This is a genomic window from Acinetobacter kyonggiensis, assembly GCF_900107285.1.
Lineage (GTDB): Bacteria > Pseudomonadota > Gammaproteobacteria > Pseudomonadales > Moraxellaceae > Acinetobacter > Acinetobacter kyonggiensis.
Genome location: NZ_FNPK01000043.1, coordinates 1 through 12749, shown reverse-complemented (window position 1 = coordinate 12749; position 12749 = coordinate 1). Strand labels below are relative to the sequence as shown.

Annotated in this window: 14 protein-coding genes; 10 read left to right on the top strand and 4 right to left on the bottom strand. The window is 42.5% G+C overall.

Features of this window, described 5'->3' with window-relative positions:
* The first annotated feature begins 113 nt into the window (after positions 1 to 113).
* The 8 genes from BLV99_RS17150 to ahr all read left to right on the top strand — a co-directional run bounded on the left by BLV99_RS17150 (position 114) and on the right by ahr (position 6484).
* Positions 114 to 854 (top strand): dienelactone hydrolase family protein, encoded by a 741-nt coding sequence (locus BLV99_RS17150; protein WP_092692878.1) that lies wholly within the window; start codon positions 114 to 116, stop codon positions 852 to 854.
* A gap of 85 nt (positions 855 to 939) precedes the next feature.
* Positions 940 to 1302, top strand: coding sequence for an HIT family protein (locus BLV99_RS17145; RefSeq protein WP_004649678.1), 363 nt, complete (start codon positions 940 to 942; stop codon positions 1300 to 1302).
* Between the two features lie 239 nt (positions 1303 to 1541).
* Positions 1542 to 2849, top strand: coding sequence for an RNA-guided endonuclease InsQ/TnpB family protein (locus tag BLV99_RS17140; RefSeq protein WP_092692875.1), 1308 nt, complete (start codon positions 1542 to 1544; stop codon positions 2847 to 2849).
* 86 nt (positions 2850 to 2935) lie between these two features.
* On the top strand, positions 2936 to 3970 hold the full coding sequence (gene mutY / locus BLV99_RS17135; protein WP_092692872.1) for an A/G-specific adenine glycosylase: 1035 nt from the start codon (positions 2936 to 2938) through the stop codon (positions 3968 to 3970).
* A 62-nt stretch (positions 3971 to 4032) separates the two neighbouring features.
* Positions 4033 to 4575 carry a M23 family metallopeptidase gene (locus tag BLV99_RS17130; RefSeq protein ID WP_092692881.1) on the top strand — a complete coding sequence of 181 codons (543 nt, stop codon included), beginning with the start codon at positions 4033 to 4035 and terminating at the stop codon, positions 4573 to 4575.
* Positions 4576 to 4591: 16 nt separating this feature from the next.
* Complete coding sequence (locus BLV99_RS17125) at positions 4592 to 4837, top strand: hypothetical protein (protein WP_004649681.1); 246 nt, start codon at positions 4592 to 4594, stop codon at positions 4835 to 4837.
* 32 nt (positions 4838 to 4869) lie between these two features.
* Positions 4870 to 5430, top strand: a complete 561-nt coding sequence (locus BLV99_RS17120) for a DNA-3-methyladenine glycosylase I (RefSeq protein WP_092692870.1) — start codon at positions 4870 to 4872, stop codon at positions 5428 to 5430.
* Between the two features lie 31 nt (positions 5431 to 5461).
* A complete protein-coding gene (gene ahr, locus BLV99_RS17115) occupies positions 5462 to 6484 on the top strand; it encodes an NADPH-dependent aldehyde reductase Ahr (RefSeq protein ID WP_092692868.1) in 1023 nt (340 codons plus the stop codon).
* Between the two features lie 166 nt (positions 6485 to 6650).
* Here the strand turns inward: ahr and BLV99_RS17110 are convergent, their stop codons facing one another.
* On the bottom strand, positions 6651 to 8090 hold the full coding sequence (locus tag BLV99_RS17110) for an aminotransferase-like domain-containing protein (protein WP_092692866.1): 1440 nt from the start codon (positions 8088 to 8090) through the stop codon (positions 6651 to 6653).
* 99 nt (positions 8091 to 8189) lie between these two features.
* Between BLV99_RS17110 and BLV99_RS17105 the strand changes: the two genes are divergently transcribed.
* Positions 8190 to 8609 carry a hypothetical protein gene (locus tag BLV99_RS17105; RefSeq protein WP_092692863.1) on the top strand — a complete coding sequence of 140 codons (420 nt, stop codon included), beginning with the start codon at positions 8190 to 8192 and terminating at the stop codon, positions 8607 to 8609.
* Here the strand turns inward: BLV99_RS17105 and BLV99_RS17100 are convergent.
* Positions 8542 to 9459: a LysR family transcriptional regulator gene (locus BLV99_RS17100; RefSeq protein ID WP_092692860.1), complete on the bottom strand. Its 918-nt coding sequence runs from the start codon at positions 9457 to 9459 to the stop codon at positions 8542 to 8544. The two genes, BLV99_RS17105 and BLV99_RS17100, sit on opposite strands and share 68 nt — an antisense overlap.
* A gap of 276 nt (positions 9460 to 9735) precedes the next feature.
* On the opposite strand from BLV99_RS17100, the gene BLV99_RS17095 reads away from it, so the two are divergent.
* A complete protein-coding gene (locus BLV99_RS17095; RefSeq protein WP_092692857.1) occupies positions 9736 to 10908 on the top strand; it encodes an MFS transporter in 1173 nt (390 codons plus the stop codon).
* 54 nt (positions 10909 to 10962) lie between these two features.
* Here the strand turns inward: BLV99_RS17095 and BLV99_RS17090 are convergent, their stop codons facing one another.
* Both BLV99_RS17090 and dapB read right to left on the bottom strand, forming a co-directional pair.
* The gene (locus BLV99_RS17090) at positions 10963 to 11607 is read right to left on the bottom strand and encodes an START domain-containing protein (RefSeq protein ID WP_092692854.1); all 645 of its coding nucleotides are present in this window, start codon (positions 11605 to 11607) and stop codon (positions 10963 to 10965) included.
* A gap of 58 nt (positions 11608 to 11665) precedes the next feature.
* On the bottom strand, positions 11666 to 12487 hold the full coding sequence (gene dapB, locus BLV99_RS17085; protein ID WP_074945916.1) for a 4-hydroxy-tetrahydrodipicolinate reductase: 822 nt from the start codon (positions 12485 to 12487) through the stop codon (positions 11666 to 11668).
* Positions 12488 to 12749: the final 262 nt, after the last annotated feature.

Here is a 12749-nt window from a genome sequence, read left to right as displayed (position 1 = left end):
TTAGAATAGTGTAAAGTCAAAATAGATCAATCTTGCACAACCAGTAAAGAAGTCAATTTCGATATTTTAATTCGTATATTTTTCACTGAATACAACAGATAAGGATAAAATAAATGGCGCTCAGCATCAAAACTAGCGAAATCCAATACACGGCCCAAGATGGAACAACTTTAATCGGCTATTTTGCAGCACCTGAATCAGAAAAACCTGTCGCGGGGGTGATTGTCGCACCTGAGTGGTGGGGACGAAATGAGTACACTGAGCAACGTGCGCGTGAACTTGCTGAACATGGCTATGCAGCCCTCGCCATTGATATGTATGGTGATAAAAAAGTAACCACCAATGTCCCACAAGCCAGTGAATGGATGATGCAAACCTTTAATGACCCTGAAACGATTGTGACTCGTGCGTCTGCGGGTTTAGCAGCATTAGCAGCGCAAGAAGAAGTAAATGCAGATAAACTGGCAGCAGTAGGCTTCTGCTATGGTGGTAAAGTGGTGCTTGATCTGGCACGTTCTGGTGCGCCTTTACACGCAGTGGTCACTTTCCATGGCACATTGACTCCGAAAGCACCTGCTCAACCGGGAACCGTTAAAGCTGAGATTTTGGTTCTTCACGGAGAACTCGACAGCATGGTGAGCTTAGATGATGTTGCGCGCTTTAAAGAAGAAATGTATGCCGCTCAGGTGGAACATGAAGTGATTATTTTTGAAGATGCGAAGCATGGTTTTAGTAATCCCCTTGCAGATGAACGTGCTAAAGCCAATGGTGTTGATCTGGGCTATAACATCGATGCAGAACAAAAAGGTTTAGCTGCCATGTATGCGTTATTCAAAAACCGACTGGGCGAATAACAACGAGGTCAATCTAGTTATGCTATATTGACCGATCCAATGACATGAATATTTTAAAAACTATATTTTTGAAGAGGATACAACAATGACTGAAAACAACTGCCCATATTGCAACTTTGATGAATATGACATCATTGATAAAAATGACTTTGGTGTAATTTTACCCGAGCCAAATGCATTATCTAAAGGTCATTGTGTCATTGTCCCGCTACGCCATGTGAGTTCTTTTTTTGATATCACGGACAAAGAACGTAAAAGCTTAATGTCTTTGCTTGAGCTTGCGCGCAATGAACTGCAACTGCGCCATCAACCCTCAGGCTTCCATATTGGATTTAATGATGGAAAGGTTTTTGGTGAAGCATCTGAGCACTTACACCTGCATATTATCCCACGCTATGAAGGCCAAAGCTTAAAGCTAGATGAACGCTGGGGTATGCTGAGCGAATAAACATATTCGACTCAAAACCCATTCAAAAATGATGCTGCGGCATCATTTTTTATGTCTTGTTGCAACCGTAATGCTGCACAGTTTTCGCTATACTATCTAAAAGCGAAAGAGAACTCCACCCGATCTTACGAAGCCATGCTTCTCAAGAGATGAATTTCGCAAGATTTCACCTTAATTTTATTCACTCACCATGATGTAATACTTATCTCAACCAATTGTATTTAATTAAGTTTCAATAAATGAAGATCAATAAGGTGTATAAATTCAGGCTTGAGCCGAATGCGGAGCAAGAGGTTATTTTGAATAACCTTGTAGGCTCTGCACGTTTTGTTTGGAATCAAATATTGGCTGTGTCATTTGAGATGTTTGCTAAAGATAAATTTATTAATGCAACTAATCTTGTTAATAAAATCACCGATCTTAAAAAGAATCCTGAGTATGCTTTTTTAGCCACAAGCTCCAATGCAGTATCGCTACAACAAAAAGTTCGTGACCTTGCATCTGCTTGGTCTAAATTCTTTGATCCTAAAGCACATGCACATTTAAAAGAAAATAAGCGCAAACCTAAAAAACCCAAATTCTTTAAATTGGATGATGGTACTGAAATCCAGTTACGCCCATTAATGCCAAGATTTAAACGCAAATCAGAGGGTTTTGATTCGATCCGTTTGGTACAATTTGACAAATATTGCTGTATTGATGGAAATCGTGTGAAATTGCCAAATGGTATCGGCTTGGTTAAATTCAGAAAGTCACAAGAAGTTCTAGGCAGAATCAAAAACGTCACCATCAGCAGAAAATCCGGACATTGGTACGTTTCATTTGGCACTGAAAAAGAGTCATTGGAAAGCCCCATTCACCCATCCAAAAGTGCGCTAGGCTTGGATATGGGAATCACCAAACTGATTGCTACATCAAACGATCAGCACATCACGCCAAAGAACAGCTTTAAAACCAATCAGTTCAAACTTGCCAAGTTGCAACGCAAACTAGCAAAGAAAATTAAATTTAGTGAAAACTGGAAAAAGCAAAATCGTAAGATTCAGAAACTGCACAGCCACATTGCCAATATCAGACATGACTACTTGCATAAAGTCACCACAACACTCAGCAAAAGCCACGCAATGATCGTAGTTGAGGACTTAAAAGTAGCAAATATGTCTAGGTCAGCAAGCGGTACTTTAGAGCAGAAAGGTCGAAATGTGAAAGCCAAGTCTGGCTTAAACAAATCAATCCTAGATCAAGGGTGGTCGATGTTAATCAATATGCTTGAGTACAAGCAGTACTGGAACGGTGGATTACTGGTTAAGGTCAATCCACAGTACACCAGCCAAACATACTGCAAGTGTGGTCATGTAGCGAAAGAAAATCGACAGACTCAAGCCAAGTTTGAGTGTGTCGATTGTGGTTATGTTGCGAATGCAGACTTTAATGCTGCACGTAACATATTATCGGCAGGACATGCCGTTTTGTCTGCGGAGGGAGGATGCGGTAAAGGTCGCCCTACGATACAGAAAACTAGCGAAATCCGTGAGGAAGTCGCCTAATAGCTTATGCTTTTAGAATACCCCACTTGAGCGAATGTGAAAGTGGTGGGAGTATGTCAATCATCTATTCCAAATATGCGGTTCGTATGTCACAGTTTTCTTTTGCCGAAGCCCTTCTTGCTTGGTTCGATGTTCATGGTCGCCATGACTTGCCATGGCAAGTGATCGATGATCCCTATCAGGTTTGGGTGTCTGAAATTATGTTACAGCAAACTCAAGTTAAAACAGTGCTGCAATATTTTGAACGCTTTATCTCCCGATTCCCAAGCGTTGAAGCTTTAGGGCAAGCCAGCTGGGACGATGTTGCGCCTTATTGGGCTGGACTGGGCTATTACGCACGAGCACGCAATTTGCATAAAGCTGCGGGTATCGTCAGCCAACAAGGACACTTCCCCAGCACATTGGAACAATGGATTGAGCTTCCCGGAATTGGCCCCTCAACGGGTGGCGCATTGATGTCACTGGGGCTGCGTCAATATGGCGTGATTATGGATGGCAATGTGAAACGGGTTCTGGCACGTTTTTTTGCCATTGAAGATGACCTGTCTAAACCCGTCCATGAACGTGCCATGTGGCAATTGGCTGAAACGTTGTGCCCGACTGAACGTAATCATGATTATACCCAAGCAATTATGGACTTAGGTGCCACGGTCTGCACACCGAAAAAACCGCTGTGCTTATATTGCCCAATGCAACAACACTGCAAAGCCCATCAACAAGGCTTGGAAACAGAGCTACCGTTTAAAAAACCGAAAAAAGCCGTACCGATCAAATCAGCACAGGTGTTAGTGATTCAATCGAATCAACAATGGTTATGGCAACAACGTCCGAATAGTGGCTTATGGGGCGGTTTATGGTGTTTACCGATTATTGAAAATCCCGCCGAATTTGCAACACAGTGCCAAGCGTTAGGACTGAAAAAAGTCATTCAACGCACTGAAATTAGCCATAGCTTTACCCATTTCACTTGGCAACTTGAAGCCATCTGCTTTGAGGTCGCTGCTGACCAACAGGAACATCTGGCGATTGAATTAAATGGCACATGGCTCGCGACACAAATTGCAACAGAAATCGGAATTCCCACAGCCATGAAAAAATTGATCTCTGCCCTTCGTTTATGACATAGTCAGGCACTGCGATTCAAAGAATTTTCACGCCTATTAGAATGAAAAAAGGATCAACAGTGCTGCGTTTTATTTCGACATTATTATTGGGGTTGAGCATCCTCTGGATTGCAGCATGTACCTCAACACCTAAAAAACCCGCCACGACAGCGCTTCCCCTTGACCAAGTGCAAAAGCTAAAAAATATGCAGTTAAAATCGTCATTGCCTATTCCCGTGCACAATATAAAAGCCAAACAATTACGTGATACGTGGGCTGCCGCGCGGAGTCACGGACGCAAACATGAAGGCATTGACATTATGGCTCCACGTGGAACAAAAGTGTTCAGTGCCACAGAAGGCCTCATTGCTGACTTACGCAATAACAATTTGGGTGGTAAAGTGGTTTGGATTATGGGGCCTGCTGGAACTTGGCATTATTATGCTCATCTTGATGAGCACAAACGTGGCTTAAATGTCGGGGATTATGTCAAAAAAGGTGATCTGATTGGTTATGTTGGTAATACCGGCAATGCACGTCATACTGCACCACATTTACACTATGGCATTTACCTCGATGGTAAAGGGCGTGGTGTGGTCAACCCCTATCCTTATTTACGTTAATTTTTAGGAACTATTCATGTCAGAAGCGCTGATCAATCGTTTGGTCGAATTTGCTGAATCAGGCAATCAACAAAAAATTGTTTTGGCTGGACAAAGCCATCAAGGCTGGGTGATGGAAATCACTGAACAAGCGCTTTTGATTAGCACAGGCTTTGCAGAAAAAGCGGGAAAAGATATGTGGATTCAATTCACAGATTTACCGCAAGCTGAACTATTTTATTGGGATAATCAACAAGATCAGTGGGCTGAATTTAAACTTTAAGTCACTTCAAAGTCACTTCAGGAGCATAAAAAATGTCGTTACAACGCTGTGGTTGGTGCTCTAACGATCCGCTTTATATGGCTTACCATGATCATGAATGGGGAAAAGCTGTTCATGATGAAGGCCATTTATTTGAAATGCTCTGCTTAGAAGGACAACAAGCGGGTTTGTCGTGGATTACCGTGCTGAAAAAGCGTGACAGTTATCGACAGCATTTTTTTCAATATTCGATTGCAGAGATTGCCCAATTTAGTGATCTCAAATTAGAACACATGCTACAAGATGCTGGCTTAATTCGACATATTGGCAAGCTTAAAGCCATCCGTGACAATGCCATTGCTTGGCAACATTTAAAACAACAACAGATTGATGTCAGCCACTGGTTATGGAGTTTTGTCGAACAGCAAAGCATCCACAATGATGTTGCTGATTATCGACAAGCACCTGCTCAAACCGACATCAGCCAAAGCCTGTCAAAAGCGTTAAAAAATCACGGTTTTAAATTTGTTGGACCAACCACCTGTTATGCCTTTATGCAGGCGGTGGGTATGGTCGATGATCATGAAAATACCTGTGCATTTAAATCAAATTAATACTTCACCACAAGAATAAAAGGATTCCACCATGAATGACAACATCATCCATGCCTATGCCGCCATGCAAGCGGGTGCAGCACTTGAACCCTATCAGTTTGATGCCGGAGAATTACAAGCCCACCAAGTCGAAGTCAAAGTTGAATACTGTGGTTTATGCCATTCTGATGTTTCAGTGATTAATAATGAATGGAATTCTTCGGTTTATCCTGTGGTTGCAGGACATGAAATTATTGGCATCATCACGCAACTAGGTTCAGAAGCCAAAGGGCTAAAAGTGGGTCAACGTGTTGGCATTGGCTGGACAGCAGAAAGTTGTCAGTACTGTGATCCGTGTATTTCAGGACAACAAGTCCTTTGTACAGGCGGTTCAACCGCAACGATTGTCGGGCATGCCGGTGGTTTTGCCGACAAAGTACGTGCTGGCTGGCAATGGATAATTCCTTTACCTGAAGATTTGGATGCAGAAAGTGCAGGTCCACTACTCTGCGGAGGCATTACCGTATTCGACCCACTGTTAAAACATCAAATTCAAGCGACTCACCATGTAGGCGTGATTGGGATTGGTGGTTTAGGGCATATGGCGATTAAACTCCTTAAAGCTTGGGGCTGTGAAATTACCGCATTTACCTCAAGTTTAGATAAAACGGATGAGCTTAAAGCCATGGGTGCAGACCATGTGGTCAATAGCCGTGATCTTGAGGCCATCAAAACACAACGTGGCAAATTTGATTTACTGCTTAGCACGGTCAATGTCACGCTCAATTGGCCTGCCTTTATTAGTACACTGGCACCGAACGGCAAGGTTCATATGTTAGGCTTAGTGCTTGAACCCCTGAAAATTAATGCCGGCAGTTTAATTGGCGGTTCGAAATCCATTACAGGCTCACCCACCGGTTCACCTGCTGCGTTACGGCAATTATTAAAATTTGCAGCACGTAAAAATATTGCACCGCAAATTGAAGTCTTTCCGATGTCACAATTAAATGCGGCACTGCAACATTTGCATTCTGGCAAAGCCCGTTACCGAATTGTGTTAAAAGCTGATTTTTAATCAAAGAGGATTCCTTTGATCTAAGACGTACGCCATGATATTCAAAGCCACAAAGTACGTTGTGGCTTTGAATTCGGCACAGACCAAACCTTTAACTAAAACACTTCAACTAAGGATGCGATCAAGCCAAATCCGTCAAGCCGTAGCATAATTTTTTCTGGGAAATTTAAGCAACATGCGCCGACGTTAATTGTTCTCTAGTCCAATCCGCCAAGAGCACAATTGCATCACGAATTTCATCTGACAATTCATGCCCTGCATTTAAGCGAATACAATTCTTATAGCGTCCATCTTCACCAAAGACCTCACCGGGTACAATGTTAATCCCCTGCTGTTGCGCAAAATGATACATTTCTAAACCATCAATTTGCTCAGGCAATTGAATCCAGAACGCATAGCCCCCACTGGGTTGATTTAAACCAATATCCACCTGATGAAAAGCAGTAATGATGAATTGTCGATACTGTTCAACCTGTGCCACAAGAATCGGTTTCAGCGTGGTTAAATGCTCACGATAAGCACGACTATAAATTAAGTCGGCAAGACCCAATTGCAGCGGCGTATTGACCGCCACATTCTGCATCAGCAACTGAGCGCGTAAATGTTGTAATCGTTGCGGGATACAAAACCAGCCCACTCGATAGGCGGTAGACAATGATTTAGACACCGATCCACAGAAAATCACATAGCCTTGTTGATCCCAATATTTAATCGGTAGGGGTCGTTTTAAACTAAAACTGCATTCGGCATAAATATCATCTTCAATCACATAACATTGGTAGCGACTGGCTAACTGTGCAATTTTTTCTTTCTGTGCATTACTTAAACTAAAACCCAAGGGATTTTGAAAATTTGCCGTCAGCAAACAGGCTTTTGCGCCCGTGCTTTGCATGGCTTGCTCTAAACGGTCTAAATCAAATCCATTGGTATCCGCTGGAATTTCTACAATTTTGCGCTTTAAAACCGCCAAAAGTTGCAACTGACCATTAAAATTAGGCGTGGGTACAATAATGCTATCGCCCATTTCGGTCAGACTTTGAATTATCACCGACAATGCAGGCATGCAACCATTGCTGATATAAATATCATTCTTCGCAATATAAAAACCATCTTCTGCCCAATGTTCAGATAACGCTTCTCGTAGGCGAATATGACCTTGCTTATCACTATATAAAAAATCTTCAGGCTTACTATGCTTTAAAGCTCGCTGAATGGAACGGCGCAAAGCTTCGACGGGAACCAAATTAGGCGAGATTTGAATCGCGCCCAAATGAATCAATTTATTATTGATCGAGTCTTGTTGAATCTCAATTTGTAACTCTAAATTAGACACATCCCTAGGCTGAGATTGAAAATCGGGATGAGTCGGACGCTGAGTGTGCTGTACCAGCGATTTTTTCGCACTGACGAAATAGCCCGACTTGTTTTTCACAAAGATCAGCCCTTGCGCTTCTAATAATTCATAACAATTTTTGACGGTATTGATGCTGACATTTTGCTGCTCGGCACATTGCCGCAGCGAAATTAAGCGTTGCCCTGCTTGTAATTCACCTTGCTGAATTTTATCGGCAATTTGTTCTGCCAAAATTTGATATTGAAATGTCATACATCTGTACTCATTTTTTAGCATTCTGTGTATCTGTATCTATCAAGATAACAGATTTATGCTGCATTTACCGTCCATCAGCATAAAAAGGAGTCATCCATGAAAATAATACAATGCAGTACAGCCATCTTGAGTATCAGTTTTTTACTAATGGCTTGCCAACCTCAAGCGAGCAATGCCTTGGCACAAAAACAGCACTTTGTATGTAAATCTTTAATTGAAGGGTTTTTAAAAACCCAGCAACTGGGGCAATACCAATTGCAGCATATGCAACCGACATTGCACCAAACATCCGCACAACGTCTGTACCAATATCACGTCAGTTCAGACCATGAGATGCGAACCCTTATGCCTCAACAGCAGGATTTAAACTTTCAATGCAGTCAAAGCTCTGCACAACATTTTGAATTAAAATTGCTCAATCATAAACAGCAAGAAATTCAAACCTTGCTCAGTTTAGAGCTGCTGCCACAGAAAACGATGGATAATTTGACAGCTTTTGTACTAAAAACTCAATAAATAAACGGACACGCTTTGGCAAATGTTCTTGTTGATAGTAGACAGCATGGATGCTCTGTTCATATCGCTCAATTTGATCTTCGAATAAAGCAACCAGTCGGTTTTGTTGAAGATCTTGCTGCACTAAAAAAGCAGACAAACAGGTGATGCCTAAACCATCCAATGCCATTTGACGTACAGTTTCACCATTGGATGCTTTAATTTTGGGCTGAACCGTCAGCTGTTCTCCATTGACACGAATGGGCCAAGTATTTAAATGATCCACTTTGCTAAAGCCAATTTGCGCATGCTTTAAAATATCGCTCGGTCTTTTCGGATAGCCATAATTTTCTAAATATTCAGGACTGGCGACAATATACAAATGACTTTTACATAATAATTTGGCATGTAAACTTGAATCATTTAGCTGCCCAAAGCGAATGGCAACATCCGTTTTATGTTCCAACAAATCGATAATTTGATCATTACTGTTCAATTCAATTTCAATCTTGGGATAAAGCTGCATAAATTCGCGCATCAATGGCACGATCACATGCAGGACAAAAGGTGTCGCTGAATCGACTCGAATCAACCCAGCGGTATCGGTATCGGATTTTAATAATGCATCTTCTGCTTCGGTTAAATCATTTAAAATTTTGCGTGCTCGATCTAAAAACAATTGTCCCTCTTGCGTGAGTTTCAATTTACGCGTGGTGCGTTCCAGTAAGGTCACATGCAACTTATTCTCAAGGCGTTGTAAAGCACGGCTCACCCCTGATGTGGTTTGTGCTAAACGCTCTGCGGCCATCACAATCGAGCCACTATCCACAATCGTGACAAAAGCATGTAATTCTTCAATGGTCGATTTCATCTTCCATCCATTTATTGATTTCTAGTCAATAATATTTTGCAAATTAGCGCATTTTTTAGCAACAATAAAATCATCAAAATAACCCGATCTTAAAAAACGAAAGATTGAGTCAAGCATGAGGGTTCCCCAATCGGGTGTTATGACATTTCACTGTGCTGGACAAATGGTGATTAATGCCATTAAGACAAAATTTGTAATCAGTTACTGCGTTGGAATACTGCACAAATTGATGAAAATACAGCAAAAGTTGCAGCGCTATGCAATGAAGGCCCAGTGATGAAAATTAATTTCCCGTTACTGGCGCTTGCCATTGGTGCCTTTGCCATTGGCACCACTGAGTTTTCCCCGATGGGCTTTTTGCCCGAAATCGCTCAAGATTTTAATATTTCCATCCCACGCGCTGGCATGCTGATTAGTGCTTATGCTTTGGGGGTGATGTTGGCTGCACCCCTCATGACCTTGTGGCTAAGTCGTTACCCAAAACGTCAATCCTTAATTTTATTGATGGCTATTTTTAGCATTGGCAATATTTTGGCCATGCTCGCACCAAGTTATTTGGGACTGATGGGTGCACGAATTATCACCAGTTTAAACCACGGCGCATTCTTCGGTATTGGTTCAGTGGTGGCTGCCAGTGTTGTACCCAAAGATAAACAATCCAGTGCTGTCGCCATGATGTTTATGGGACTGACCATTGCCAATATTGGTGGTGTTCCCATCGCCACTTGGGTTGGACAACATCTGGGTTGGCGCATGTCTTTTTTGGGGATCTCTCTATTGGGCCTCATCACCATGTTTGCACTGTGGAAAGCCTTACCTGAAGGTACAGCCAGTCATCGGCCCAATATCAAACAAGAGCTTAAAGTCTTAACCCGTTTGCCCGTTGTCTTGGCATTATTGACCACGGTGATGAGTGCAGGAGCCATGTTCGCGTTATACAGCTATATTGCGCCCAGTTTAAAAGCCTTTATGCATGCTTCACCCGCACAAATTACGCTGATGTTAGTTTTCATTGGTCTAGGTTTTTCAATTGGAAATTACTTGGGTGGAAAATGTGCCGATCGGTCCTTAGATAAAACCTTGATCGGTTTTTTACTGCTGCTGATGGTGATGATGTTGCTGTTCCCACTATTCGCCAGCACCAGCATTGGTGCTGCACTGGCCTTAATCATTTGGGGTGCAGCGGCTTTTGCAGTCGTTCCGCCCCTGCAAATGCGCGTCATGTCGGTCGCCCATGATGCACCGAGTCTCGCTTCTTCAGTGAATGTGGGTGCATTTAACTTAGGTAATGCTTTGGGTGCGATTGCAGGTGCCAGTGTGCTCAATATGGGGCTGAGCTATAGCGCTGTTTCATTTGCCGGAGCGGGACTGAGTCTGCTTGCGCTTGTTTTGCTGCTGATTCAAATGAAACTGGCCGCGCAAAAAGCATTGCACTATCAACAATGCTGATCGCATGGTGGTGAATAAAAGTCCGCAATCTGCGGACTTTTATTCATTTTAACCTTAACGCAAAGCTTCGGGCAAAGCAGGAATGCTGCTCCGTTGCGCCAATTCCAGCTTCATTTTCTGGAGCATCTGATACGGTTGTTGTTGCACAAACATATTCACAAAGGTTAAAGGAATTGAACCTTCAGGATTGGCATAGCCATAGGTTGAGACTTTAACTTTATTATTGGCTAGTTTTTGAAAGCTCCAATCCCCTTCATAATGGGTCAAACGGACATAATCTGGATTTTTGGCATAGCCTTTATCGATGGCTTTATTTTTAATGCTAATCACGCCCTGAGCATCTTTGACTATTTTACCTTGTACCACTAAATCACGGTCTTTTAATGGAAAAGGAAAGTCGAGCACCATATACAACAAAAATTCGCCTTTTTTATCATCACGTGACAGGACTTTGACGCTGCCCATATACGGCACCCATTGCACCGCATGATCGACATCTAAAATCAGCCCAACGGCTTTTTCTAAAGGTGTGTCGTAGATGGTTTCAGCTTTGTATAAAAAGACGGGGTTTTGACTATTTTGATAGGTCCAAACTTTAATATTGTTTTTATTCATACTGAGCTTAGCATTATCAAGCGGTTTAGCTTGTGCTGTAGCAAACATTGCTACAGCACAAGTCATCAAGATCACTTTTTTCATTCCATTGAACTTCTTATTTTAATTTTGTTGTATTGTTGTAAATGATTTTGCTGAATTTTTATACTTGAATATCATTAAAACCAAGTACATCCTTCATGTCATATTTACGTGCTTCACGGCCAACCACCCATGCAGCAGCGCGTATTGCACCCGCAGCAAAGTTCATGCGATTGGTGGCTTTGTGGGTAATTTCAACACGCTCACCATCTGCAATAAACATTGCGGTATGCTCGCCAACAATGTCACCTCCACGAATGGTTTGGAAACCAATGCTTTTGCGCTCACGCGGACCCGTATGACCTTCACGGCAATACACGGCATCTTCTTTAAGATCACGCCCCAAAGCCCCTGCAATCGCTTCACCCATCATCAGTGCAGTACCTGATGGTGCATCGACTTTATGTCGGTGATGCGCTTCAATCACTTCAATATCAACCGTGTCGCCAAAGACTTTAGAGGCTAGTTCTAAAAGTTTAATCGATACATTTACACCCACTGAATAGTTCGCTGCATACACTACAGGCGTTTGCGTTGCACTTTCATTCAGGAATGCTTTTTGTTCATCGTCCATCCCAGTGGTGCCAATCACAATTGCAACACCCGCTTCACGGCACAATTTTAAATGCTGTTGAGTCGCCACTGGCGCAGTAAAATCAACCACCACATCGCAGTCTTTTAAGACATCTTGTAGCTGACCCACCACCTTGACACCCACAGCACCAATACCTGCAAGCTCGCCGGCATCTGCACCAATCAAGCTACTTTCAGGGCGTTCAACTGCGGCTGCAAGTTGATAACCGGCCTCATGAACGGCCTGAATAAGGATGCGTCCCATACGACCGCCTGCACCCAATACACCAATGCGTGGAGCTGCTGACATAACATATTCCTAATGTTGCTTCTAAATTGTCCTTACTATAGCAAAACTCTGTACAGAGACTAAGTTGCAAGGCTAAATATTTCCTCAAAAATAGATCAATTCAGCCGACTGATTTTGAAATCCATACTCAATGAAATGCAGCAAGCGTGGCATCAACCAAATAGATCAGGTATACCCATTTCAGCCTGAAAAAATAAATGCTTTTGGCCGCTTATTTTCATCTGATTGTAAACATCGCGACGCAGACTACGCAGCACGAATG

Bases quoted from the DNA above. Each gene is read 5' to 3' on its own strand.
- BLV99_RS17150 (WP_092692878.1), top strand. From the start codon at position 114: ATGGCGCTCAGCATCAAAACTAGCGAAATCCAATACACGGCCCAAGAT.
- BLV99_RS17145 (WP_004649678.1), top strand. From the start codon at position 940: ATGACTGAAAACAACTGCCCATATTGCAACTTTGATGAATATGACATC.
- BLV99_RS17140 (WP_092692875.1), top strand. From the start codon at position 1,542: ATGAAGATCAATAAGGTGTATAAATTCAGGCTTGAGCCGAATGCGGAG.
- mutY (WP_092692872.1), top strand. From the start codon at position 2,936: ATGTCACAGTTTTCTTTTGCCGAAGCCCTTCTTGCTTGGTTCGATGTT.
- BLV99_RS17125 (WP_004649681.1), top strand. From the start codon at position 4,592: ATGTCAGAAGCGCTGATCAATCGTTTGGTCGAATTTGCTGAATCAGGC.
- BLV99_RS17120 (WP_092692870.1), top strand. From the start codon at position 4,870: ATGTCGTTACAACGCTGTGGTTGGTGCTCTAACGATCCGCTTTATATG.
- ahr (WP_092692868.1), top strand. From the start codon at position 5,462: ATGAATGACAACATCATCCATGCCTATGCCGCCATGCAAGCGGGTGCA.
- BLV99_RS17110 (WP_092692866.1), bottom strand. From the start codon at position 8,090: ATGACATTTCAATATCAAATTTTGGCAGAACAAATTGCCGATAAAATT.
- BLV99_RS17105 (WP_092692863.1), top strand. From the start codon at position 8,190: ATGAAAATAATACAATGCAGTACAGCCATCTTGAGTATCAGTTTTTTA.
- BLV99_RS17100 (WP_092692860.1), bottom strand. From the start codon at position 9,459: ATGAAATCGACCATTGAAGAATTACATGCTTTTGTCACGATTGTGGAT.
- BLV99_RS17095 (WP_092692857.1), top strand. From the start codon at position 9,736: ATGAAAATTAATTTCCCGTTACTGGCGCTTGCCATTGGTGCCTTTGCC.
- BLV99_RS17090 (WP_092692854.1), bottom strand. From the start codon at position 11,607: ATGAAAAAAGTGATCTTGATGACTTGTGCTGTAGCAATGTTTGCTACA.
- dapB (WP_074945916.1), bottom strand. From the start codon at position 12,487: ATGTCAGCAGCTCCACGCATTGGTGTATTGGGTGCAGGCGGTCGTATG.